At 37.1% G+C, this 25,204-nt stretch carries 28 protein-coding genes; 26 read left to right on the top strand and 2 right to left on the bottom strand.

Annotation, left to right across the window (positions count from 1 at the left end; translation table 11 throughout):
- Nucleotides 1-19 precede the first annotated feature (19 nt).
- The 20 genes from fliP to EVJ48_07830 all read left to right on the top strand — a co-directional run bounded on the left by fliP (nt 20) and on the right by EVJ48_07830 (nt 18,964).
- Nucleotides 20-673 (top strand): flagellar biosynthesis protein FliP, encoded by a 654-nt coding sequence (gene fliP, locus EVJ48_07925; GenBank protein RZV38046.1) that lies wholly within the window; start codon nt 20-22, stop codon nt 671-673.
- A gap of 69 nt (nt 674-742) precedes the next feature.
- Nucleotides 743-1,021 carry a flagellar biosynthesis protein FliQ gene (gene fliQ, locus EVJ48_07920; GenBank protein ID RZV38037.1) on the top strand — a complete coding sequence of 93 codons (279 nt, stop codon included), beginning with the start codon at nt 743-745 and terminating at the stop codon, nt 1,019-1,021.
- Between the two features lies 1 nt (nt 1,022).
- Nucleotides 1,023-1,817, top strand: coding sequence for a flagellar biosynthetic protein FliR (gene fliR / locus EVJ48_07915; GenBank protein ID RZV38036.1), 795 nt, complete (start codon nt 1,023-1,025; stop codon nt 1,815-1,817).
- Between the two features lie 49 nt (nt 1,818-1,866).
- On the top strand, nt 1,867-2,949 hold the full coding sequence (gene flhB / locus EVJ48_07910; GenBank protein ID RZV38035.1) for a flagellar biosynthesis protein FlhB: 1,083 nt from the start codon (nt 1,867-1,869) through the stop codon (nt 2,947-2,949).
- Nucleotides 2,950-2,982: 33 nt separating this feature from the next.
- Nucleotides 2,983-5,055 carry a flagellar biosynthesis protein FlhA gene (flhA, locus tag EVJ48_07905; GenBank protein ID RZV38045.1) on the top strand — a complete coding sequence of 691 codons (2,073 nt, stop codon included), beginning with the start codon at nt 2,983-2,985 and terminating at the stop codon, nt 5,053-5,055.
- Nucleotides 5,056-5,078: 23 nt separating this feature from the next.
- On the top strand, nt 5,079-6,278 hold the full coding sequence (locus EVJ48_07900) for a hypothetical protein (protein RZV38034.1): 1,200 nt from the start codon (nt 5,079-5,081) through the stop codon (nt 6,276-6,278).
- A gap of 105 nt (nt 6,279-6,383) precedes the next feature.
- A complete protein-coding gene (locus EVJ48_07895; GenBank protein RZV38033.1) occupies nt 6,384-7,241 on the top strand; it encodes a MinD/ParA family protein in 858 nt (285 codons plus the stop codon).
- 129 nt (nt 7,242-7,370) lie between these two features.
- Nucleotides 7,371-8,081, top strand: a complete 711-nt coding sequence (locus EVJ48_07890; GenBank protein RZV38032.1) for a FliA/WhiG family RNA polymerase sigma factor — start codon at nt 7,371-7,373, stop codon at nt 8,079-8,081.
- Entirely contained in the window at nt 8,074-10,062 is a 1,989-nt protein-coding gene (locus EVJ48_07885) for a HEAT repeat domain-containing protein (GenBank protein ID RZV38031.1), read from the top strand. Before EVJ48_07890 ends, EVJ48_07885 begins: the two co-directional genes overlap by 8 nt.
- A gap of 22 nt (nt 10,063-10,084) precedes the next feature.
- Nucleotides 10,085-10,927, top strand: a complete 843-nt coding sequence (locus EVJ48_07880) for a protein-glutamate O-methyltransferase CheR (protein ID RZV38030.1) — start codon at nt 10,085-10,087, stop codon at nt 10,925-10,927.
- A 17-nt stretch (nt 10,928-10,944) separates the two neighbouring features.
- A complete protein-coding gene (locus tag EVJ48_07875) occupies nt 10,945-11,307 on the top strand; it encodes a response regulator (GenBank protein ID RZV38029.1) in 363 nt (120 codons plus the stop codon).
- Nucleotides 11,308-11,415: 108 nt separating this feature from the next.
- Complete coding sequence (locus EVJ48_07870; GenBank protein RZV38028.1) at nt 11,416-11,802, top strand: response regulator; 387 nt, start codon at nt 11,416-11,418, stop codon at nt 11,800-11,802.
- A gap of 29 nt (nt 11,803-11,831) precedes the next feature.
- The gene (locus EVJ48_07865) at nt 11,832-13,922 is read left to right on the top strand and encodes a chemotaxis protein CheA (GenBank protein ID RZV38027.1); all 2,091 of its coding nucleotides are present in this window, start codon (nt 11,832-11,834) and stop codon (nt 13,920-13,922) included.
- Nucleotides 13,923-13,987: 65 nt separating this feature from the next.
- Nucleotides 13,988-15,073: a chemotaxis response regulator protein-glutamate methylesterase gene (locus tag EVJ48_07860; protein ID RZV38026.1), complete on the top strand. Its 1,086-nt coding sequence runs from the start codon at nt 13,988-13,990 to the stop codon at nt 15,071-15,073.
- Nucleotides 15,074-15,122: 49 nt separating this feature from the next.
- Nucleotides 15,123-15,632: a chemotaxis protein CheW gene (locus EVJ48_07855; protein ID RZV38025.1), complete on the top strand. Its 510-nt coding sequence runs from the start codon at nt 15,123-15,125 to the stop codon at nt 15,630-15,632.
- Nucleotides 15,633-15,637: 5 nt separating this feature from the next.
- Nucleotides 15,638-16,453, top strand: a complete 816-nt coding sequence (locus EVJ48_07850) for a ParA family protein (protein RZV38024.1) — start codon at nt 15,638-15,640, stop codon at nt 16,451-16,453.
- Complete coding sequence (locus EVJ48_07845; GenBank protein ID RZV38023.1) at nt 16,450-17,241, top strand: chemotaxis protein CheW; 792 nt, start codon at nt 16,450-16,452, stop codon at nt 17,239-17,241. Before EVJ48_07850 ends, EVJ48_07845 begins: the two co-directional genes overlap by 4 nt.
- Before the next feature lie 22 nt (nt 17,242-17,263).
- Nucleotides 17,264-17,560, top strand: a complete 297-nt coding sequence (locus tag EVJ48_07840) for a hypothetical protein (protein RZV38022.1) — start codon at nt 17,264-17,266, stop codon at nt 17,558-17,560.
- Nucleotides 17,557-18,699, top strand: coding sequence for a flagellar hook-length control protein FliK (locus EVJ48_07835; GenBank protein RZV38021.1), 1,143 nt, complete (start codon nt 17,557-17,559; stop codon nt 18,697-18,699). Before EVJ48_07840 ends, EVJ48_07835 begins: the two co-directional genes overlap by 4 nt.
- Nucleotides 18,686-18,964, top strand: a complete 279-nt coding sequence (locus EVJ48_07830; protein RZV38020.1) for a flagellar biosynthesis protein FlhB — start codon at nt 18,686-18,688, stop codon at nt 18,962-18,964. Before EVJ48_07835 ends, EVJ48_07830 begins: the two co-directional genes overlap by 14 nt.
- On the opposite strand, the gene EVJ48_07825 is transcribed toward EVJ48_07830, so the two are convergent.
- Both EVJ48_07825 and EVJ48_07820 read right to left on the bottom strand, forming a co-directional pair.
- Nucleotides 18,961-19,680, bottom strand: coding sequence for a flagellar brake protein (locus tag EVJ48_07825; protein ID RZV38019.1), 720 nt, complete (start codon nt 19,678-19,680; stop codon nt 18,961-18,963). The genes EVJ48_07830 and EVJ48_07825 overlap by 4 nt on opposite strands.
- 39 nt (nt 19,681-19,719) lie before the next feature.
- Nucleotides 19,720-20,058, bottom strand: a complete 339-nt coding sequence (locus EVJ48_07820) for a hypothetical protein (GenBank protein ID RZV38018.1) — start codon at nt 20,056-20,058, stop codon at nt 19,720-19,722.
- 268 nt (nt 20,059-20,326) lie between these two features.
- On the opposite strand from EVJ48_07820, the gene flgF reads away from it, so the two are divergent.
- The 6 genes from flgF to EVJ48_07790 form a co-directional block, all read left to right on the top strand.
- Complete coding sequence (gene flgF / locus EVJ48_07815) at nt 20,327-21,103, top strand: flagellar basal-body rod protein FlgF (GenBank protein ID RZV38017.1); 777 nt, start codon at nt 20,327-20,329, stop codon at nt 21,101-21,103.
- Between the two features lie 73 nt (nt 21,104-21,176).
- The gene (gene flgG / locus EVJ48_07810) at nt 21,177-21,962 is read left to right on the top strand and encodes a flagellar basal-body rod protein FlgG (GenBank protein ID RZV38016.1); all 786 of its coding nucleotides are present in this window, start codon (nt 21,177-21,179) and stop codon (nt 21,960-21,962) included.
- A 115-nt stretch (nt 21,963-22,077) separates the two neighbouring features.
- A complete protein-coding gene (flgA, locus tag EVJ48_07805; protein ID RZV38015.1) occupies nt 22,078-22,836 on the top strand; it encodes a flagellar basal body P-ring formation protein FlgA in 759 nt (252 codons plus the stop codon).
- Nucleotides 22,837-23,556, top strand: coding sequence for a flagellar basal body L-ring protein FlgH (locus tag EVJ48_07800; protein ID RZV38014.1), 720 nt, complete (start codon nt 22,837-22,839; stop codon nt 23,554-23,556). It abuts the gene before it with no gap.
- Between the two features lie 156 nt (nt 23,557-23,712).
- On the top strand, nt 23,713-24,786 hold the full coding sequence (locus tag EVJ48_07795) for a flagellar basal body P-ring protein FlgI (GenBank protein ID RZV38013.1): 1,074 nt from the start codon (nt 23,713-23,715) through the stop codon (nt 24,784-24,786).
- Nucleotides 24,787-24,971: 185 nt separating this feature from the next.
- Nucleotides 24,972-25,204, top strand: a 233-nt coding sequence (locus EVJ48_07790; GenBank protein RZV38012.1) for a hypothetical protein, incomplete at its 3' end; no start/stop codon positions are given.

The following is a 25,204-nucleotide window of genomic DNA, read 5'->3' as shown; positions in this document are numbered from 1 at the left end:
AGCTCTGCCTGCCATAACTATGACCGGTCATGCGCCGCATTCGCAGGTATCTATGCTTATTCAGATACTTCTAATCTTTACCGTAATTTCTATAGCGCCTTCTATCTTGATAATGATGACTTCATTCGTCAGAATCGTGGTAGTTCTATCGTTTTTAAGAACTTCACTTGGGCTTACGACGGAACCGCCGAATCAGGTAATTATAGGATTAAGCCTTTTTCTTACTTTTTTTATAATGGCTCCTGTTATAAGTTCCGTATATAATAATGCTTACGTTCCATATACTAAAGGTTTTATAGGAATTAAAAAAGCTTATAAAATAGGAATTCAACCTGTCAGGGATTTTATGCTTAAACAGACGAGACTTAAAGATTTGGAACTTTTTGTTAAAATGTCTAAAATCAAGAATATTAAATCTCCTAAAGACGTGCCGACTTACGTTCTCGTTCCGGCATTTATTGTAAGCGAACTTACGACGGCTTTCGAGATAAGTTTTCTTATATATCTTCCGTTTTTGATATTAGATCTTGTGGTTTCGAGCCTTTTAATGTCTATGGGCATGCTTATGCTGCCGCCTACCATGATATCTCTTCCCTTTAAGCTTATGCTTTTCGTTATGGTAAACGGCTGGTATTTGGTAATAGGTTCTTTGGTACAGAGTTTTCATACTTAACGGCGATAAGGATGTGGGAGCATAATTAAATTACGTCCAAATAATAAATAAATAGGGAGATAGGTTAAGGTGTCGGTAGCGTTCGTAAATTTTATAATTCAAAAAGTGATACTTACGGTTTTATATTTAAGCGCGCCTCCGCTTATAGCGAGTCTTGCAATAGGAATACTCATAAGTATGTTTCAAGCCGTTACTCAGCTTCAGGATCAGACGATTACTTTTGTTCCCAAAATTATCGTAGTTATAATAGTTTTACTAATTTTTGGACCGTGGATGCTAAACATTATGGGAAATTTTGCGACGGCAATGTTTTCGCATTTTCCCGAATATATAAGGGGAGGAAGCTGATTTGCCGGCAATTATAATACACCAATATCTTTTAATAGAATTTATGCTGATATTTTTCAGGATTATCGCAATGATAATCGCTCTTCCGTTTATCGGCAGTTCTTCCGTTCCAAACTGGGCAAAGATAGGTCTGGCCTTTTTCATGTCGTTAATAGTCTATCCTTTAGTGGTTAAAACTCAGATAATCCCTCATCTAACCTTGCCGGAGCTGATTTTAGCCGTTATTTCCCAAGCTCTTATAGGTATTATTTTCGGGTTTTTAGTGCTTATAATTTTTACCGGCGTCGAAGTTGCCGGACAACTTATAAGTACGCAGGTCGGTTTTGGAATGATAAGCCTTATAAATCCCCTCATCTCTAATCAGCAGGTTTCTTTAATATCTAATTTGCAGAACTACGTCGCTCTTATAATTTTTATACAGACGTCTGCTTTTTTCTTTGTAATAGAAGGGATATACAGAAGTTTTCAAACTATACCTTTAACTTTCGTCAATTTCTCGCCGCATATTTTTCAATATTTAGTTTTAAGGTCTAACGACATATTTTTAATAGGTTTGGATTTAAGCATCCCTATAGTTTTGGTAGCGATTATATTAAACGTAATTATTGCTCTTATGGGAAGAATTGCGCCGCAATTTAATATTTTTGCCGTAGGTTTTCCTATAACTATAGCGGTAGGACTTCTTATGCTTTACGTTACCGTGCCGTATTTTACCGATTACGTAATGCAGTCCTTCGGCGGTTTAAAAACGGAATTTAATTATATGATAAATTACATGGCATATATTAAAAAATAACAGTTAAATAAAATACATAGTAAATAATAATTAATGTAATAAATTAAATATGGCGGAAGATCAGTTCGACAAGTCGGAACAGCCTACTCCCAAACGTATTCAAGACGCAAGGGAAAAAGGGCAGGTAATGAAATCTAGAGAGGTGACGACCGCTTTCGTTTTTGTCGCCGTAATAATATATCTTTATTTTAATATTTCGCATATAGGCAATATCATCGACGACCGTTTAGTATATTTTTTATCTAATTTTTCCAATTTAAATTTAGGCTATACGGAATGTATTAAAATTATAGACGGCTTACTTTATACCGTAGTTTATGCTATTCTTCCGCTAATCTTATTGGTTTTTGCAGCTTCGGTGCTTTCAAATCTCGTGCAAGTCGGTTTTTTGCTGACCTTTCAACCTCTGATTCCCGATATTACAAAAATAGACCCCGTTTCAGGCGTTAAAAGATTTTTTTCGCTTCAGTCCTTAAACGAACTTGTAAAATCTATTTTTAAATTTTTCGTATTAACGGCTATAGCATATTTTACTATCTATCCTCATTTAAAAAAGATATTGGTATTGCAGTATATGACCCCTTCATACGACGCTTTTTTTACTTTTAAAATTATTTATAAACTTTTTTTTAACATAATTATGGCACTGATAGTTCTTGCGATAGCCGACTATTTTTTTCAGAAATACAAGTATAATAAAGGTCTTATGATGACTAAGCAGGAAGTAAAAGACGAAGCCAAACAGTTCGAAGGCGACCAGCAGGTTAAAGGAAAAATAAGAAAAATGCAGAGGGAAATCGCAAGAAGAAAAATTTTAAAAGAGGTTAAGAATGCTCATGTAGTCATTACCAACCCGACCCATTTTGCGGTAGCTTTAAAATACGACAATAAAAAACACAATGCTCCGGTAGTTATTGCGAAAGGCGCAGACAACCTGGCTTTGCTTATTAAAAAAATAGCGAAGGATAACGGCATTCCGACGGTTGAAAATAAAATGGTGGCGCGTGCGCTTTACGAAACGTGCGAACCCGGACAGGCGATTCCGGCATCGCTTTATAAAGCAGTGGCCGAAATACTTGCCCATTTATATACTACAAATCAAAAATTTAAACAGATATGGAGCTTTATTTAAAAAATGGCTGAAAGAGCGGAAAACGCGGCGGTTATGCCCCGCAATATATTTTTTAGGAATACCGATGTAATGCTGGCGCTCCTTTTCATGATGGTTATAGGGCTTATGGTTATACCTATAACTACGTGGATGCTCGATATATTTCTGACTTTTTCGATATCTTTCGGCATAATAATTCTTCTTATTTCTATTTACGTCTTAAGACCTTTGGAATTTTCTGTTTTTCCGACTATTCTTTTGGTGGCTACGCTTTTCCGTCTTTCTTTGGAAATAGCCGCTACGAGGCTTATACTGCTTTACGGCTACAAAGGTCCTGATGCCGCCGGCGTCGTCATACAGTCTTTCGGGCAGTTCGTCGTAGGCGGAAACTTTGCTGTGGGAATAGTAATATTCATAATTTTTATAGTAATAAATTTCCTCGTTATTACAAAAGGCGCGACCAGGGTCGCCGAAGTATCGGCAAGATTTACGTTAGACGCATTGCCGGGTAAACAGATGTCCATAGACGCGGAACTTAATTCAGGTTTTATAACCGATGCGGAAGCAAGAAAGAAAAGATTGGATTTGAGTAAGGAAGTGGACTTTTACGGTTCTATGGACGGCGCAAGCAAATTCGTCAGAGGAGACGTTATAGCCGCCATTATCATAATCATAGTTAATATCATAGGCGGTCTCCTTATAGGAATATTTCAGCATCATATGTCTATTTTAAAGGCAGTTTCGGATTATACGCTTCTTACGGTAGGAGAAGGGTTGGTGGCGCAGATTCCGGCTCTTATAGTTTCTACTTCGGCAGGTATTATAATGACGAGGGCAAGCCGCGAAAGCGACCTATCTAAAGATTTCTCAAGCCAGTTTATATCTAATCCGAGAGTCCTTTACACCGCCGCCGGCATACTGTTTTTTTTCGGAATTATCCCAGGTCTTCCTCACTGGCCTTTTATTTTGTTTGCGGCGATAGCGGCCTTAACGGGTTATATAATCGTAAGGGAATCGGCAAAGAAAAAAACGGAAACTGCGAAAAAAACAGCCGAAGAAAAGAAAGAGATTCCTGAATCGCAGATAATAGAAAATGCCATGCAAATAGATATTCTTGAGCTTGAAGTTGGATACAACCTCATACCCTACGTAGATGCATCCAGAAGCGGCGAACTTTTGGAAAGAATAAAGGGTATTAGGAAACAGCTTGCGTCCGATATGGGTATTATAGTTCCTCCTATTCACATTAAAGATAATTTAAATTTAAAACCAAACGAGTACATTTTTTTAATTAAAGGTATAGAAACGGCAAGATACGAAACTATGCCCAACAAACTTCTTGCCATGAACCCCGGCACCGTTTCCGAAAATATACCAGGCGTGGTTACGAAAGAGCCGGCGTTTAATCTGCCTGCGCTCTGGATAGACGAAGGATTAAAACAGAAGGCGATAATGGCGGGGTGGACCGTCGTAGAAATACCGGCCGTCATAGCGACGCACATAGTAGAGATTATTAAAAACAATGCGGCCGAACTGCTTACCCGTCAGGATGTTCAAAAACTTCTAGATATACTTACTTCTAAATATCCAAAAATAGTGGACGAACTTATCCCCAGCGTACTTTCGCTTAGTTCCGTTCAAAACGTTTTGGAAAATCTTCTTCAGGAGGGAATTCCTATTAAAGATATGCTTACCATAGTGGAAGCCCTGCATAATTATGCGCCCAATACCAAAGACCCGACCTTGCTTACGGAATACGTCAGGAGTGCTTTGAAAAGGACCATAACAAAAACATTGCTTGGACAGGACAATGCGGTTCATCCTCTTATGCTTGGAAAAAATTTAGAAACGGCAATTTTAAACGAATATAATAAAACTAAAGAGCAGGGATCCGGATATTCTGGTATCGACCCTTCTTATTACGGCAAAATGGTTTCTGCTGTAAAAGAAGGAATAAAAAAAGCTTTAGATTCGGGTCAGTCTCCCGTTATTATGACCCAGCCGCGCATAAGGCTTTTCTTAAAAAATATTTTAAACGAAATAATACCCGGCATAACCGTAGTTTCTACAGGAGAGATTTCGCCGAATATAAAAATTAAACCGGTCGGTACCATTGAAATATCTTAAAACATTATAACTTATTAAATGTTATGCAGATTAAAAGATACGAAGTTTTAGACATTAAAGATGCGATAGACCTTATAAAAAAAGATCTCGGCGAAGATGCGCTTATTATTTCTACAAGGCAGGTTAACGGCGCCGCCGGCGAGCTTGGTTTTTTCGGCAAACCGTTTCTGGAAGTTATCGCGGCTATCGATTATAAAGAAGAAGATATAATGCCTCCTAAAGACGAAGCAGCATGTTTTAATAAAGACATGCTTGCGCCTATTTACGACGACGTCAGATTTTTAAAGGAAAATTTCGACAGCATAGTCGAAGACAAAGTCGATTATGCTCTTAACGTCAAATTTGAGGAAATAAAGAATTTCATGGAGGAAATAAAGTTCGATTTAAACTTGCTGAAAAACGAAAGAACGCAGGGAGGAGGACTCAAAGAAAACGATTTGCTGCTTTATCTGGACGGTATTTCTTTTGACAGAAGCGTATCTTCTAAATTAATAGATATATTTTTTAAAGGGATAACATTGTCTAATTTTAAGAAAGAAGACAAAATCGAATATTTCAAGAAATTTTTCAAGAAAATAATCGAGAAAAAAACCGAAAGAAAAAAATTCGTCCGTTCTTTGAACGGAAAAATAGTAATAGCCGTTGCCGGCAACAGCGGCTCCGGTAAAACGTCGGCAGCCGCAAAGTTATGCTCTAAGTTTATCTACGAGAAAAATCTTCACGTTTCTTTATGCTCCATAGATTCTTTAAAAATGGGAGGATATGAAACTTTAAAAAATTATGCGGGGAAGCTTAAAATAGATTTTACTACAGCAAAGGATCCTTCGGGATTAAATGCTTTTATCGCCGGTTCGCGTTCTGACGTCGTAATAATAGATACATTCGCGGTTAACCATAATAACGTTTACCGTTTAAACGCTCTATCTAAATTTTTTGAAGGACTTAAGGGTTCGGTTAATATAGAACTTATAGTTCCGGCGCATTTTAAACATATCGACGCTTTAAGGTCGTATGAATCATTCAGGAATAAAATAGGAGTTAACGGAATTATAATAACTAAAACCGACGAATCGAAAGGCATCGGCAATCTTGCAGGTTTGTTTATGCTTGAAGATTCCGCAGTAGATTATGTATCTTACGGCGAAAACGTCCCAGAAGATATCGAAGAAGCAAATGCAGGCAACATTTACCCCTTATTTTTCCCAAAGCCTGCATCGCTCTAACTAACTGCGGTGACTGAATTCAATTCTGTTACCGCTATAAAATGGAAACAGGGGACGGAATTCAATTCTGTTACCGCCATAAAATCGAATCGAGGAATATAAAAAATGAAAAGACAAGTAAACATAAACGGCAATTCATACACGAAAATAATTTCCGTTACAAGCGGCAAAGGAGGAGTAGGCAAAACTAATATCGTCTGCAATCTTGCTTATTGCTTTGCTTCGATGGGGAAAAAAGTTATAATAATGGATGCAGACCTGAGTTTAGGAAACGTTTCGGTTTTGATGGGCATGATTCCAAAACACAATATATCGCAGGTTATATACGGAGATAAGCAGTTAAGCGATATTATAATGACCGACCAGAACGGAATTATGATTCTTCCGGCCTCCTCCGGAATACCTGAACTTTCTAATCTTACGGAACCGCAGAAGATAAATCTTATGTCGAGATTCGACGAATTTGCCTGCAGTTTAGAAGCGGGGGGACAGCCGATAGACGTTCTGCTCGTTGACACCGGAGCGGGTATATCGTCAAACGTTTTATATTTTAACCTCGCCGCAAGCGAAATATACGTCGTAGTTACTCCGGAACCGACTTCCATTACCGACGCTTACGCTCTGATTAAGGTTTTAAGCACTAAATACGGCGAAAAGTATTTTTCGATTATAGTTAATAACGTAAAAAGCGAAAAAGAAGCAAAGGACGTTTATAAACACTTAAGTCTCGTTTCCGATAAATTTCTTAAAGTAAATTTAAATTATCTGGGGCATATTATAAGCGACGATAATCTTTCGCGTTCGGTGATAATGCAGAGGCCGGTTTCAAATATTTTTCCCGATTCAAAATCATCGCAATGTTTTAAAAAATTGGCGTATAATATATTGTCTCAAAAAGACAATAAAATATCTAACGGCAACATCCAGTTCTTCCTTAATAAACTGCTGACGTCGTTATCTTAAAGCGGGGCGGAATTCAATTCCGACCCGCAACAAATTGGAAAACAGTGGTGGCGGAATTCAATTCCGACCTGCCACAAATTGGAAAACAGTAGGGACAGAATTTAATTCTGTCCCACCACAAATAAAACAATGCAAAAAATAGACGAAAAGTCAAAAAAATTAATAGAAGAAAATTTTAATCTCGTAAATAAAGTCGCAAACTTTATGTCGCTGAAATTTAACGGCGTCATAAATAAAGACGATATTATAGAATATGGAATTTTCGGATTAATAGATGCGGCTATAAAGTTCGACCCGTCAAAAAACGAAAATTTTCGTTTTTATGCTATGACGCGTATAAAAGGCACTATATTGGACAATGTCCGAAAACTCGATTATATGCCGAGAAACGTCCGAGAGCTTTCGGGAAGAATAGAAAAAGTTTATGCTAAATTAGAGCAGAAGTTTGGAAGAATGCCGTCGGACGAAGAGATTGCCGAAGAGTTAAACATAGGAATGGACGAGCTTAACGAAATGTTTTATAAAATAAGAGGAGCTTCTTTTTTAAACGACAAAGATTTTATATCTATGGATAAACCGAAATCTGAAACTTTAGATACCATAGAAAGCAAGGAACCTTCGGCTATCGACGCGCTTTTAAAAGAAGAAAAAAAAAATATACTGATGAAATATATCGATATGCTTGAAGATGTTGAAAAGAATGTTTTAATGATGTATTATTATGATGAACTTACTTTAAAAGAGATAGGTCATATTTTAAATTTAACCGAATCTAGGATATGCCAGATTCATTCTAAATCAATTTTAAAATTGAGGTCAAAATTAAAAGCCTATGAATAAGAAAGAAATCGAAAAAATAATTAAGTTCGGAAGCATCGACGAAAAAAAGAAATTAGTAGAACTTTTAGACTCTGATAATCCTGAAACTGCAGAATATGCGCAAGATGCTATAATAAACGAAATAGAAGGGCGGGACAAAAAAGAACTCGTCAAAAAATTAATGGACACCGCAGTTTCTTCGGATATAGGCATCAGGCTCAGGTCAAACGCCTTTGACGTGTTAAAACGGCTTGCTATGCATGACGGCAACTTTCTAATCTATTTTGCAGGCAAAAACAAAGGAAAATACGACAGAATTACAGCCGAATTAATAAGATACGGAAAGTTCAATCCTGCCGACCTGCCTAAGGAAGTTTTAAAAATACTTGCGTCAAGCTCCGACGAAATTACCAAAGCAAATGCTCTGGAATCCATCGGTATATTGAAAATAGATTTAGGCGGCATATTGATTAAATCGGTAAAAGAGGCCAAAAGCAATTTTTTCGTTCTGTCGGCAGCCGTTTTTGCCGTGGGAGAGCTTAAACTTAAAAAAGCTTTTCCGGCGTTAAAAGAATTGTTTTTAAAAGCCGACGACAGGGTAGTTAAAAACGTAATTATAGAATCTCTTTCTAAAATAGGCGGGGACGAAATTATAGTTTTCCTGCTCGACGTTTTAAAAAACAACGTTAAGTATAAATTAGATAAAGTTTATATTCTTAAAGGTCTTTATAAATTATGCATAACGGACGAGTGCGGCGCAGACGAAAGCGCCGACGTAAAAACGAAAATGTATATCCGCCTGTCTAAAATGAATTTGAAAATGAGTTTATACCTGTTAAGCGATTATGAAGAAAAAGATGCTATCGACGCCATTTTGTGCTATTTTTCGATTATGAATCATAAAAAATCCCAAAAACTGTTTCAATTTATTTTTGAATATTACAAAAAAAATGAAAACTTAGACGAAAATGAGTATAAATACATTAAAGAAATAATAAAAAAATTGGCGAGACCTAAATTTATAACGGAATTTTTAATGAAGTTAAGTCCTTCATCTGAATATAACGATAAAACCGATATTCTTATCGATGTTTTATCGGAATCCGCATATAAAGACATAATCGATCTGCTTGTTTTTTATGGAGACAAAAAACTTTTCGTCGAAGTAAAAATTCTGCTTTTAAAATATTCGGCTAAACTCAGCGGAGCTTTATACGAACGCAGGCTTATCGAAGAGGTAGCTAAAAGCTATATAGGCGACGCCAACGGAGACGTCAGGAAATATGCCGTAAAACTTGCCGGAAATTTTCAATATGCTTCAAAATATATTGAAAAGTTTTTTGAAAATCTTCTTAAAGAGAAATATGCCGACGTAATAGACGCTTATGTAGAAACGCTTTCTAACTTTGCGGCGCAAGATAAAAACGGAGAATATATTAAATTTTTCATCAAAAATATTTCTTCTAAAAACGATAAAGCGGCAGAGTACTCTTTAAGGATACTGTCGTCCGATAAAATTAGCCTGAATGCCGGACAAACCGCCGATTTTTATTCGACGATAGCTTTATTTAAAAATAAACCTTTAAATTTAAAAAGACTGCTTGCGAAAAGTCTTGCGAAATTCGATTTAATAAACCATAAAGACGAAACGACTTTTCTGTTTGAAGAAAACGACGAAGAAACCAGGTTTAACTATTTAGAATCGCTTTTATCGGCAGGAGAAAAAAAATCGCCTGTTTACTTAGAAGCTCTTAAATCGGGAGGTTTTTCCGAAATTTTCAGATATAAAGTGGTGGAGCTTATTCAGAAAACAGGCGCAAAAGATATATTCGACAAGCTTGCTTCCATGCTTCCCGCCGAAAAAAGCAAAATGGTTAAAATTGCCCTTTTAAAAACGCTTCACGTTTTAAACAAAGAAAAATCTAATTCTATTATTAAGAAATATAATTCTTCAAAAGATGAAGATATAAAGAATTTTTCTATAGAATTAATTAACGGATGATTAATAAATAAACCAAATTTTAATGGAATATTCTAATTTAAATTTATCCGACGACGTTTTTAAAAAGCTGAAGGATATGATTTACGATATATCCGGCATATTTTTTAGCGATCAAAAGAAATATCTGCTGGAAACTAGACTGTCTAAAAGGATTTCGGTTTTAAACCTTTCTAATTTTGAAGATTATTACAACTATTTAAAGTTTTCGCCTCTTAAAAATGCGGAAATAAAAGAGCTTTTAAACAGCGTAACGACAAACGAAACAAGTTTTTTTAGGGATATGCCCCAACTGGAAGTTTTCGTCGACGTTTTAAAACAGATAGTTCAATCGTCGGGAAATAACGCTATTAAAAATATAAGAATCTGGAGCGCCGCATGCTCTACGGGAGAAGAGCCTTATACCGTCGGAATTTTAATTAAAGAAAATTTTTTCTCGTCAGGCATAAAATTTGAAATAATAGGCACCGATATCAGCGAAAAAGTTCTTGAATCCGCAAAAAAAGGCATATATAACGGATATACGCTGAGAAATGCATCGCAGGCTATTCTCGGCAAATATTTCGAAAAAACCGGAGACGACGAATATGAAATTAAAGATGAAATTAAAAATATGACGGTTTTTGGAAACGTTAATCTTATAAGCGGCAATGAAGTTAAAAAATTTGGGTCTTTCGATATCGTTTTATGCAGAAATGTTATAATATATTTTGATGCGGAATCGAAAAAGAAAACTATCGAAAACATATACGAAAGTTTAAAACCAGGAGGATATCTTTTTTTAGGCCATTCGGAGTCGCTCCACTCCATATCTTCCCTGTTTAAGTTAGTTGGGTTGGGTAAAACCCCGCTATACAAAAAAGAATAAGTAAAAGAGGCAGGGTTATGAAAAATTATACCGTATTAATCGTTGAAGATTCTATAGTCGTCGCTAAATTTTTGTCTATAGCTTTTAAAGAGGCGGGGTTTAAAGTAAAGACCGCCCAGGACGGATTTGAAGCGCTGGAAAAAGCTATAAAGGAAGATATTAATCTTATAGTTACGGATTTAAATATGCCGCAAATGGACGGCATAACGCTGTTAAAGAATCTTAAAGAAAACGACGATACTAGAAAGATTCCGGTGATACTTATGTCTTCTAATATCCCCGGTAAAAATGAAATAGAGGGGAGTTTTGCTTATTTACAGAAGCCTTTTAAAGAGAGCGAGATAATACGCCTCGCCAAAAATGCGGTAAAAGATCAATAATAATATTTAAATAATATATTGATTAAGATATAAATTTTTATTATTATATATTATTAAAATAAAACGGCAGATACTTCATTTTGAAGTATTAACAGGGGATAATTAAATATGGCTTTAGATTTATCGATGAGAATTCTCGTAGTGGACGATTTTTCGACTATGAGAAGAATAATAAAAAATATTTTAAAACAGATAGGTTTTACCAACGTCGACGAAGCCGAAAACGGGCAGGCGGCTCTTGCCAAAATAGGCGACGGCGGCAATTACGATTTCGTCATTTCGGACTGGAATATGCCGGAAATGACCGGAATAGAATTATTAAAACAGGTAAGGGCAAACGAAGCTACTAAAGACCTCCCTTTTTTAATGGTTACCGCCGAAGCTAAAAAAGAAAACGTCGTAGAAGCCGTTAAAGCCGGCGTTAATAATTATATAGTAAAACCTTTTACGGCGGAAGTATTGCAAGAAAAAATTTCAAAAATTTTCCCGGATTAATTTTATTTAATTTTTTAGGATGGTCCGAAATGATTGACGATTCGATGCAGGAAATTGTAAACGACTTTATTCAGGAAGCACTGGAACTTCTGGATAGCCTTAACGAAAATTTTATAGAATTGGAAAAAAATCCCGAAGATAAAGAAATTTTGAATACTATATTCAGGGCTGCGCATACCGTTAAAGGTTCTGCGGGATTTCTTGGTTTTCAAAACATAGTAGAACTTGCGCACAGCGCCGAAAATATTCTTAATAAATTAAGGCAGGGCGAAATAACCCTTACTTCCGAAATGACCGATTATCTCTTAAAAACTATGGACGTCCTAAGGTCTATGATAGTAACCGTTTCGGAAACCGGCAGCGAAGGCGAGCCGCCGGAAGGCAATACAGGACTTATTAAAAAACTTAACGAATTGTCGGAAGGCATCGGCGGCGGAAGCGAAAAAAAAACGTCTGCCGAGGTTTCTAATTCTAATACCGCTATAGCCGCTCCGGAGACGCAGGACAAAGAAGTTCCTAATGCAGCGGTTGCAGATGCAGATAAAGAAAAAACCAAGACCGTAGATTCTGCCGATAAAATGCCGGATTCCGGAAAAAAGAAACCAAGAAGCCTTGGAGACATACTTCTTGAGGACAATCTTATTTCAAAAGAAGAATTAGAAGAGATTTATAAAGAAAAAGAGGAAGAAGAACATACGGCGGAAAAAGTTACCGCAGTGCCGGAAGTTTCGGCGGAAGAAATACCTCATCCTTCGGCGTCGGCTAAAGCTTTCCAGTCTGCCGAAGAAAAACAAGTTTCCGGCAAACCTGCCGAAGAGATTAAATCTAATCCCGTCCCGCAGAAACCGGTTTCTGCCGCTGCCGCTAAGCCTGCTTTTGCAGTTCCTACAGCATCTCCGGCCGCGGAAATTAAAGAAACGACTATAAGGGTAGACATAGAAAGATTAGACAACGTTATGAATTTAGTAGGCGAGCTGGTTCTTGCAAGAAACAGGCTTTTTAATATATCTTCAAAACTGGAAATAAAGTATGCCGACGACGATATCTCTTCCACCCTTGCGCAGGTAGTGGCAGGGCTTAATCTTGTAACGACGGATCTGCAGCTTGCCGTTATGAAAACTAGAATGCAGCCGGTAAAAAAGGTTTTCAGTAAATTCCCAAGGATGGTAAGAGACCTTTCAAGGGAACTAGGCAAAGATATAGAACTTCTAATTTCAGGCGAAGAAACCGAACTTGATAAATCAGTCATCGAAGAGATAGGAGATCCGTTGGTTCATTTAATCAGAAACAGCGTCGACCACGGAGTCGAAGACAAAGAAACCAGAAAATTAAACGGGAAGCCCGAAAGAGGAACTATAAGGTTAGGCGCCGAGCATGAGGGCAATTACATTATTATATCGGTTTTAGACGACGGCAAAGGAATGGACCCTGCGATAATAAAAAGAAAAGCCGTAGAAAAAGGAGTAATAGACGAAAAAACCGCGGCGAGCCTTTCGGACAAAGATGCTTTAAATCTTATTTTTGCTCCCGGTTTCAGCACGAAAGACAAAGCTACCGAGATATCCGGAAGAGGGGTAGGAATGGACGTCGTTAAGACGAATATTCAAAAACTTAACGGTATTATAGAAATTAATTCAGTTCCGGGACAGGGTTCGACTATAATATTAAAACTTCCGCTTACGGTCGCAATCATACAGACTTTAATAGTAGGCATAGGAGACGAAGTATTTGCGATACCTTTAAATTCGGTAGTGGAGACTTTAAGGATAAAAGAATCGACAATACAGACTATAGATAAGCACGAGGTCATCAATTTAAGAAAATCGGTACTTTCATTGTTGAGGCTCGGAGAAGAATTCGGCGTAAGCGAAAGCGCCGTTTCTTCCGTAAACGCTAAATCTTCCGACAGAGAAATTTATGTAGTAGTAGTAGCTCTTGCCGAGAAAAAAATAGGCATAGTAGTGGACGACCTGTTCGGACAGGAGGAAGTAGTCATTAAATCACTAGGAGATTACCAGCTTGGATACAAAGGTATTTCCGGCGCTACTATAACCGGAGACGGAAAAGTAGTTTTAATTATCGACGTTGCGTCTATGATAGATGCCGTAAGCTTAAGATAAGATAAGTTAAGTTAAAATAAATAAATTATACCGATAAAAATTATTTTAAAAGGAGCTTTAAATTTATGGCTGAACCTATAAGGGTTTTAATAGTCGACGATTCGCCTTTTATGAGGAGGGCTATAAGTTCTTTTTTCGACGACGTCGACGATATTAAAGTCGTAGGAATGGCGAAAAACGGCGAGGAAGGAATACGGCAGATACAGGAGTTAAAACCCGATATAGTTACTATGGATATAGAAATGCCCGTTATGGACGGACTTACCGCGCTTAAGATAATTATGGAGAAACATCCTTTGCCCGTCATAATGCTTAGTTCGTTGACTGAGGAAGGAGCCAAAGAAACATTGGACGCTTTAGATATAGGGGCGGCCGATTATATTCCGAAAAACCTTTCAAACGTATCGCTTAATATTTTAAAAGTAAAAGACGGTTTAGTTTCTAAAATAAGAGCTATTACCGCAAAAAAATATTTTTTCAGGAAAAGCGAAAAACATGAGGCAGAACCTAAGGCTAACAAAATTAACCAGGAAGGATCATCGATAGAGGCTTCTTGTAACCGCAAAAACGGCGGTAAAATAGATATCGTAGCGATAGGTTCTTCTACCGGCGGACCAAAAGCCCTGCAGGACGTTATACCTAAAATTCCGGGAAATTTTCCGGTGCCTATTATTCTCGTCCAGCATATGCCAAAAGCGTTTACGGGTTCTTTTGCAGAAAGGCTGTCGTCTTTATCTCACATAAAAGTTTCAGAAGCATCCGGAGGAGAAATAATTAAACCCGGAAACGCCTATTTGTCGCCTGGAGATAAGCATTTGACTTTAGTTAAAGACTTAAGGGAAGGTTATAAAATTTCGCTTTCTACGGAGCCCGAAGACCTTATAAACAGACCGTCCGTTTCGGTAATGATGGAATCGGTCGCAAAATTATATCCGGGCAGGGCTCTCGGCGTTATATTGACCGGTATGGGTTCCGACGGTCTTGCCGGTATGAAAAAAATTAAAGAGAGCGGCGGCAGAACCATAGCGCAGGACGAAGCTACCTGCGTCGTTTACGGTATGCCGAAAGCCGTAGTCGATGCCGGCGTTGCCGATTCGATTCTGCCGATATATAAAATATCCGACCAAATTATTAGAGAGACGGAGTGTTGACTATTTATATCATAGATAAACATATATAATTTTAGGAGGAACAGGATTTATGGATACGGAAAATAAAAAAAACCAAGTTTCCGCAGGGGAACATTCTTCGTCGGACGAAATAGTCCAGCTTGTTACTTTTAAATTAGGCAACGAAGAATTTGCGCTGGATATTTTAAAAGTTCAGGAGATAAACAGGGTAGTCGAAATTACAAAAGTTCCAAAAGCTCCCGATTTTGTAGAAGGGGTAATCAATTTAAGAGGAAGGGTCATACCTATAGTGGATATAAGAAAGAAATTCCATCTTAATATTAAAGAAGCGACTAAAGAAACCAGAATTATCGTAGTAAACATAATGAATAAAACTATAGGTTTAATCGTGGACAGCGTGTCGGAAGTTTTAAGGATTAACTCTTCGACCATACAGCCGCCGCCGCCGTTAATAGCAGGACTTGATTCCGACTATATTAAAGGCGTCGGAAAACTCGACGAAAGACTGATAATACTTTTAGATATAGATAAGATATTTACGACTGGAGAGCATAAACTTATAGAAGGCATGATAAAGTGATTTAAATGAAATCTCCGTATATCTTTGCAACCGCAAACCAGAAGGGAGGAGTAGGCAAAACTACTACTACTATTACGCTTGGAAGCTCTCTTTCCGTTTTCGGATACAGAGTACTTTTGATAGATTTAGACCCTCAGGCAAGTCTTACGAACCATCTTGCCGTCGAGCCGGAAAAGCTTGAATATTCCGTAGCCAACCTTATAATGTCGGATTCTATAAATCCGGCAGACGTCCTGATAAACAAATACAGACTTAAGAACGGCGGCTGTTTAGACCTTATACCGTCCAATATAAATCTCGCGAGAATAGAGGCGGAACTTTCCAACTCTAAAGGCGGCGGTTTAAGGCTAAAAGAGAAATTAAAGTTTTTCTGCGATAATTACGACTATATATTAATAGATTCTTCGCCTGCGTTGAGCGTATTGCTTATAAGCGCGGTAGCGGCATGCGACGAAATTATCGTTCCCGTAATGTCCGATTTTTTATCGGTCAGGGGCGTCGAGCTTCTGCTTTCTACGATAGATAAAATAGAAAAGGCTCTCGACTATAAATGTTCTTACAGGCTTTTAATTACTATGTTCGATAAAAGGACGAATTCATCTTTGAAATCTCTTGAATATTTTAAAAATAAATATAAAAATACTCATTTTCATAGTATAATTAATATCGATACCAGATTTAAAGACGCAAGCATGCTCAGAAAACCGCTTACTTATATAGACGTGCATGCAAGAGGCGCTATGGACTATATTAACGTAGCGAGAGAAATAATAGACGGTTTTAACAGTTCCGTCGAATCGGGGGAGGAAGGCAAAATATGAATAATACTTATAATTTATTTGATTTAAAATTCGCTAAAGCCGCAGGTTCGGACATAGTTACTCCGTGGATAGACGACCTTTTAGATAAAAAAAGCGGCGAAAACGTCGATGCTGAAAAGCAGACGGCTCAGATATTATCCTATCCCGTAGACAGAATACTCACCGTCGAGTCGGAATTTCCAGCGTTAAATCCTCCGCCTGAAAGCGAAACCTACGATATACGCATAGTATCCGCGCCCGTTGCGGATAACTTAGAAAAAAAAGGATTAGATTTAAACTCAGCCGCAATTCAGCAGACGCCCAATTTTCAAATGCAGGCGGAAAGCGTTCAGCCCGTTCCTTATTTTGACCTCGAAAAAGAAGTTTCTTATTTTACGTTTATTGCAGGAAGTTCTTTTTACGGCATTCCGGCTTTAAATATTAACGAGATTATAAAATATAAAACTCCGGTTAGTATTTTTTCAAAAAAAGCAGCTCATCTCGGTATAATTCTATACAGGAACAGAATGGTGCCGGTTTATGATTTTTACCTGCTTTCAAACGGAAGCGTAGACATTAAAACGCCCTTAAAATATATTGTCGTGTGCGTATATAACGACAAGTTTTTCGGATTGGCGGTAAACGAAATAAAAAACATAACAGCCGTAAAAAATAAAAACATTATAGCCGGTTCGTCTTTTAAATTTAAAAACGTTAACGGCATAACTTCCGGAGTTTTCGAGGATGGAGAAGGGAAATTTTATTCAGTTATAGACTTAAAAAACGTCTATAATTATTTAATATCGTAACATATAAACAAACGGTGCTATTATGATAGATACCGTAGAACTCCAGCAGATTATCACCAATCTTCCGCAGATAGAAAAAACGGCGGCTTCTTCCCATGTACTTGCGGCAAATTCAAACGCGATAACTCAAAAAGAAATGGAAATAGTCGATGAGACTAAGCTTAATACCGTCGTCGAATTAAGCGAAACGCTGGAAGCGGTCAACGATAAGGAAAAAGAAAAGAAACACGATAACGAAGAAAAAAACGAAAAAGAAATGAACGAAAAAAACGAAACGGAAGCCGAAGACGGAAAAGAGCATATAGATATCGTAGCATGAACTTTATTATAGACGGCGGGGCAAAATATCTTAATGTTATAGGGAATGCGAAAGATTTAGCCAAAAATGCTTCCAACGACGTTACTCGGATACTTTTTGGAGCCATAAAAGACAATTCCTTAAAATCAGGCGCTTTAGTTAAAGCGGGAGATATAGTATCTGCCGAATTGGTCGATGCTTCCGTTTCCGAAGGCGGAACTTTTACCGGAATTATAGATATAAACGGCAGTTTGTTGAAATCCGTTATAACCGAAGACCTTTTTAACGAGTTCGTTACCGGAAAAACGTTTAACGGCGAGTTCTCCATTCCTATAAAGCTTATGTTAAGCAGTATTAACGCAAAATCTTCCGGCGTAACGAATAAATCCACCGGCGGAGCCGAAACGCAAGACATATCCGGAAATATCCCGAATTCTTCGGCTGATTTTAACATAGTTTTTAAGGTTTTAAACGAATCGTTGGGCGAAAATGCCGTAAATATTCAAAAAACTCTTGATTTATACGGAAAGGCCGTTGTCGAAAATATTCAGGGGAAATTTGAAACCCTGCTTAATTCCTTAGGTTCAGAAAATTCCCAAATAAGTTCGGGTTTATCAAACGAAATACAAAATATTTTCCAAAATGCGGCTCAGAATATATCTGTTTCGGTTAAAGGAAATTTTGCCTTTATACATATAGATTTTGGGGTTTCCTTCGGTCTTTCGACGGTAATTTTAACCACCGACGGCTCTAATTATAAAGTAAAAAACGAGGATGAAAAAGAAGACGATAAAAAAAATCTATCTAATTCCAAAAAAAAATATCTGTTTATGATAGAAATAAACTTAAAAAATTTAGGAAAGCTAAAACTTTTTTCCTATTACTACGACAAAAATTTAAGCATAAAATTTGAAAGCTATACCGGCGTTTTTAAAAAAAATTTATCAGAAAACTTAGAATTATTAAAAGAAATGATGTCGTCGGACGGAATAAAACTTAACGATATTTCTTTTAAAAACATGGAATTAAATAAGCTAAACGAAATGGAAGGCGATGATGCAGAGTCCGCAGGAGGACAGGCTAATCCGGTACCCGTAAATATAAACGACTCAAACTCTTACGTATTTTTAAACGGAAAAATAATAGATGAAAGAATTTAAAAAAAACAAGAAAGCGGCGGCATTAAAATACGACCCCATAAAAAACGGCGCTCCAGTTTTAGTAGCAAAAGGCAGGGGAGAATTTGCCGAAAAAATATTAGAGATAGCTAAAAAAGAAAATATACCGATTACTCAAAACGACGCTCTTGCGGATATTCTCGACGGACTTGATATATATCAGGAAATACCGCCGGAACTTTATAAAGCTATAGCGAATATTTTTGCGTTTTTATACAAACTGGACGATAAAATAAGCCTTCGCTAAACTGTTCCTTTCATTGCGGCTACTATCTCTCTCTGCCTTTTAAAAATATAGTTAAACAGTATATCCTGCTGTGCCGGTTTTATATTTATAGCTTTAGCGCCGGTTTTATATTTTAAATTATCCAACCTGACGTTAGACATTATTTCAAGCCGCAGAGTAACTTCCGGAAGTCCGAGCGGAAACTTAATCTTAACGTTTTCAAGCACAGTATATTTTTCTAAAGGAAAATCCAATAAAAAAGAAAAACCTTCGCCCGAAAGGTCGTAAAGCCGGGTTTCTATATATTTATTGTTATAAAAAAAAGATATGATAACCGGTTCGCTAATGGAGGGTTCTATCCTGAAAAATTTTCTTTTTTCTAAAGATAATATTTCAATCGGCTTGTAAATATCGAATACGAAATAATCCCCGTCTTTTTCGTAATTATAAAGTTTAGACAGAAAAAAATGGTCGTTATTGGAAAACTTAAAAGCTATTTTTAAATAAGACGACTCCGCCATTTTTAAATTTCCGGACTTTGGAATAAGCGAATCTACGGTTATAGTGTCGTCTTTTACTTTAAGAATACTTGTCGTGTATTCGTCGTTAAAAGGAACCGGATAAATAATAACGGGTTTTTTTTGATTGGCAAAACCCTTGAGTATAGAGTGTATTTCCTGCTTTTTTGAATATATATTAATATCCGGATTTTCTTTTAATTTTTTTATATCGAACATGTTTTGAGAACAGAAATAAAAAATAAAATTTATATTATATTAGAATAGCAATGCTCTGTCGTTTTCTTTAAGTTCGTCGATAATTTTTGCATTTTCAAACTGCGAAGAATAGTTAAAAATTTCATCGCGAAAAACTACGCCGTTTATGTTGCAGGAGTGTTCGCAAACGGAAACGTTGTCTATGATATCGTTCAGTTCTTTTAAAAGGGAAATAAATTCCTTATTTTCAGTCAAAAAAACGCCTTTATCGGTAATAAAAATAGATACTGATATATCGCCGTCCTTTTTCGCCGCCGCTTTTATCAATCCGGCAATATTATCTAAATACTTGTCTTCTGAAATTATTATCGCAAGTTTATTTTTATCCATAATATTCATTAATATTGTATATCATTCCCGCCCGCTATATCAATAACAATTTTTTTTTAAAGGTGTCAGATTTATTTATTTACCAACTCCTGCCTGCGTTTACTGGAAATTAAACTATTTTGGGAAATTTTTTCCTTTTTTTATGGCATGTTTATTGCATTGAATTATATATAATAAAATTTATATTTTCTAATTAATATATTGCATAGTTTTTGTTTAGATTTTTTATTTATTAATAGATTAATTTAATTATTGCAATTATAGGGAGTTTTAAAAGATGAACGGCGGTTCTTATATAACATTGAGCGGAATATTGGCGGTAGAAAGACAACTTTCTGCCGTTACCAATAATCTTGCAAACGTAAATACGGCGGGTTATAAAAGCACGAACGTTAATTTCGCCGAATTTTTATCGCAAAAAGCCATAAACGCAAACGAATCCGGCGAAAATAAACCGCTTGTCGATAAAGCGTATCCTATTGTTTTAAATACTTATAACAATATGTCCCAGGGTGCATTAAAAAAAACGGGCAACAGGCTTGATCTTGCCATTAAAGGCAGCGGATATTTCGTAGTTTCAACTCCGACAGGCGTTAAATATACTAGAAACGGCGTATTTTCGCTTAATCAGGCGGGAGAGCTTGTGACTCAGGAAGGGTATCCGGTTTTAAGCACGTTTAAAAAACCTATCTTTCTTAACGAAAGAAGTTCGGACGTAACTATCGGCGGTTCGGGCGAAATAAGTCTTACCGATCCGCAAACCGGCAACGAAATGTATTCCGGTACGATATTAATTGCTAATTTTAAAAACCCGCAATACTTATCTAAATACGGAAACACACTGTTTTCAGAAACTAAAAGTTCCGGCGCTCCCGTCGAAAATCAAAATCCGGATATACTTCAAGGATATATAGAAGAATCCAACGTAAACGAAATCAAAGGCATGGTGCAGATGATAAATATTTCGGAAACGTATAACAATATGATGCAGGCGTTAAAATCATATTCTACGGTAGATAATACTGCGATTAACACAGTCGGAGCGGCGGTATAAATTAAAAAATTTATAATAAATAATATATTTATTAATATAGATTAATTATATAATTACGGAGGTTATTCATTAGATGAGAGCTTTATGGACGGCGGCTACCGGAATGGAAGGACAGCAGATAGAAATTGACAACATAGCAAATAATCTTGCAAATACCAATACCACCGGTTTTAAAGAATCGAGGGTCAATTTCGAAGACCTTTTTTACCAGACTATTAAGTCTCCCGGAGCTTATTCTTCGGAATATACCCAGTCTCCTACGGGAATTCAGATAGGTCTCGGTTCAAAAGTGTCTTCTATAGAAAAAGAGTTTACGCAGGGCGATCTTCAGCAGACCTCGAATCCCTTAGATATTGCAATTTCGGGTCAGGGTTTTTTTCAGGTGCAGATGCCAGACGGCGAAACGGCATATACAAGAGACGGAACTTTTGATACTAATTCGCAGGGACAGTTAGTAGATGCCAACGGATATCCTCTGGTTCCAAGTATTACAATACCGCCTAACGCCACGTCGGTAACTATTTCCGAAAACGGAACGGTTACGGCGGTAATATCCGGACAGACTAATCCTGCGCAAATCGGAACTATCAGTCTTGCAAATTTTATTAATCCGGCGGGACTTAACAGCATAGGCAGCAATCTTTATCTTCAAACTTCGGCTTCAGGCGTTCCGCAGGTCGGCACGCCAAATCAAAACGGGCTTGGAACGCTCCAGCAGGGGTTTTTGGAAATGTCTAACGTAAATCTTGTAGGGCAGATGGTTGACATGATTACGGCTCAAAATGCTTATACCATAGATTCAAAGGCTATTACGACCGCAAATCAGATGCTTCAGACTATGAGCGGTTTAATACCTTAATAAATTTTAATAAATTAATGCAGTTATTATAAATAAATTAAACTAATATGTTAAATAAAATATAAAGGCAGATAATATATGATAACTAAGGTAATAAGATAATAAAAATAAACAGATGGATAGAATGAAATTAATTTTTGCATTAACGATATTAATCGCGGCAGTTGTTTTATCGGACGGCGGATTTAACATTAAAAATGCGGAGGCGGCTTATTCGGGTACAACCGTCATCGGCAATAAGAGCAGCGATATTTTACTAAAACGTTTAATAATAAAAGCTTACTTAAAAAAAGTTCCTTTAAAATTTAAAAAGTATTTTCACTTCGGTAATTTTCATTTCAATATGCCTTATAAAAATTTTAATTTAAAAAATTTAAGAATAAATATTGCCGATACCGGATATTCCGGATATCATACGGCTTTAATAAAAATTATAAACGAAAAAAACGGCGAGATGCAGGGTTTGGATGCCGCTACTTTTAAAACGTCTATTTATGCTCCCGTCGCCGTTGCATCCGAGACTATCGGAAAATTTCAGATTATAAAAAGCGGCGAGATAAAAATATCTTATAAAAATATTCCGAGTTTAAACGACGGATATTTTTTAAACGTTAAAAAAGCGGCAGGAAGGGAAGCCAAGTTTTTTATTGCCGAAGGGTCGGCTTTAAATAATGCAAATACCGAAAGGCGCAGGATAATAAACTTCGGCGACAGGGTAAATATAATTTACGACGAAAACGGATTAATTTTAAAAACAAAAGGCATGGCTCTGCAATCCGGCGCTTTAAATTCAAAAATAAGGGTAAAAAATTTGGAATCGGGAGAAATAGTGGAATGTATGGTAAAATCGCCTAAAACTGCGGAGGTAAGGTAAATGAATATTAAAAAAAGGCAAATAAAATATAAATCAAAAGTAAAAATATTTTTGGTATTAACTTTATTTTTTGCGGGTTTATTGCCGCTAATGCTTACCGGCTGCGGAGTTAATCCTCCCAAGTCTATGATTCCTCCTACGTATGTAAAACCTACGGCAAAAAATGGAGGACTGCAGTCTAAGCCGGTTCTCGGTTCTCTCTGGACAGGTTCGGGAAGCGGAACTAATCTTTATGCCGATAACGTCGCTTTTAGGCTGAACGATACCGTAACTATTATAGTTGACGACCAGACGCAGGTTTCGGATTCCTCAGGGACGTCTCTTTCGCATAATTCGACGGGTACCGGAGAGTTTGCTTTCGGCACGCTTTCTACTTCTAAACCTACCGGTTATAAAGGTTCTAACGACGAAACTTTTAACGGTGGCGGCGGAGTAGCGGAATCAGGACAGATAAATTCGACGATTCAGGCTCAGGTGGTAAAAGTGTTCCCAAACGGCGACGTAGAACTTAAAGGCGAAAGGGAAGTATCGGTGAACGGAGAAACAAGATTTCTATTAATTAAAGGCATTGCCCGTCCTATAGACATATCGCCGGCAAACACGGTCCTGTCTACCCAGCTTGCAGACGAAAGAATATGGATAAACGGCAGAGGATACGTCAACAGTTCGCAGAGTCCGAACTGGCTGTATAAAATTATGCAGGATATCTGGCCGTTCTAAAGAGAATAAGGATTGGCGAGCAACGGCTAAATTCTTAAAAATAAATAGTATAAATAGTATTTGCAAAATAAAGGTTTGGATAATATATTTGGATTATATAAATAAAATATAAGATATATTATATATAGCAATAATATTTGGAGGCCGGAATAATAAATGAATAAAAAAATATTGTTAATACCCTTAGCTTTTCTGTTCTTGCTTTTTTGGGGCTTAACGACAGTTATCTTTTTTGCTCCTAATTCTTCTTCCGCCGCTACAATAGGCAACGTTACTTCCGTTTACGGAGCTATGAGCAATCCTATAGTAGGCTACGGTTTAGTTACAGGTCTTGACGGCACGGGCGACCAGTGGGGCGTTAACGTTACCCAGCAGTCAATAGTTACCATGCTGTCTAAACTCGGCATTAATACTAACGAGGCTTCTCTTTATGAAATAAGGGATACAGCCGCCGTCATGGTAACGGCCGAACTTCCGCCTTTTGCCGTTCCAGGCGAAAAGATAAACGTTACCGTCAGCGCCATCGGCAATGCGGAAAGCATAGAAGGAGGGGTTTTGCTTATGACGCCGCTTAAAGGTCCGAACGGAAAAGTTTACGCCCTTGCGCAAGGCTCTATTTCGACCGGCGGAAGCGTTGCGGCTCAAAACGTGATGCCTCTTCCGGGTTACGTTCCTGTATCGCAGAATTTTCAAACTGCAGGCATTATAGATAACGGCGGAATAGTAGAAAAGGGAGTTTCTATCGGCTTAAATACTTTTAAAACCGTCAGGCTTATTCTTAAAAACCCAAGTTTTACCAATTCTTCGAGAATAGCCGCCGCCATAAACGCAAAAATTGGAAAAGGAACCGCAAAGCCTTTAAATTCCGCAAGCGTAGAAGTCGCAGTTCCGGTTTCTTATTCAGGAAACGTATCTCAGTTTGTATCCGTCGTTAACGCTATAAACGTAAAAACTCATTCTAAAGCAATCATAGTTATTGACGAAAGGTCTGGAACGGTAGTTATGGGCGGCAATATAAAAATAAATCCGGTTGCCGTATCAAACAGGAATATTACGCTTAAAATAAACGGGAAAAGAACGCCAAACGCTTTTTATTTAAAGAAAGGCTTAACCGTTGCTAATCTTGTAAAAGCTCTTAATGCGGTAGGGGCTTCTACCTCAAGTATTATTTCAATGCTGGAATCTATAAAAGCCGCGGGAGCGCTTTCCGCCGAAATAAAAGTTATATAAAAATATATAAAATTAAAATGTATAAATTAATTTATTATCAAAAAGCATAGAACCAGATAACATAATTTATTTAACTTATTACTATATATATTATAGGAGGCAAAATTAAAGTTACGGTTTGAAAATGTCGATTGTTATATACAAGAAAGTAAAATATCTTAAATTTTTTAAGAAGGTATATAATTATGGCAATCGAAATTTCAAACGTAACGCCTGTAGTCGGCGAGATTATACAAAACGGGAACGTTCAGAAGAAAAAAGATGTTTCTTCTTCGGACAGAGTACAGTCTTCTTCTGATAAAGTTAGCATATCCGGAGACGCAACTTTCATTAGCAATTTAAGAGGGCAGATAGATTCTTCCGAAACGTCTTCTCCGTCTAAAATTAACGATATAATTCAAAAAATAGCTTCCGGCAC

Source organism: Candidatus Acidulodesulfobacterium acidiphilum, from assembly GCA_008534395.1.
GTDB classification, from domain to species: Bacteria; SZUA-79; SZUA-79; order Acidulodesulfobacterales; family Acidulodesulfobacteraceae; genus Acidulodesulfobacterium_A; species Acidulodesulfobacterium_A acidiphilum.
The sequence above is the reverse complement of the archived record's forward strand: the minus strand, read 5'-3'. Positions and strand labels throughout refer to the sequence as shown.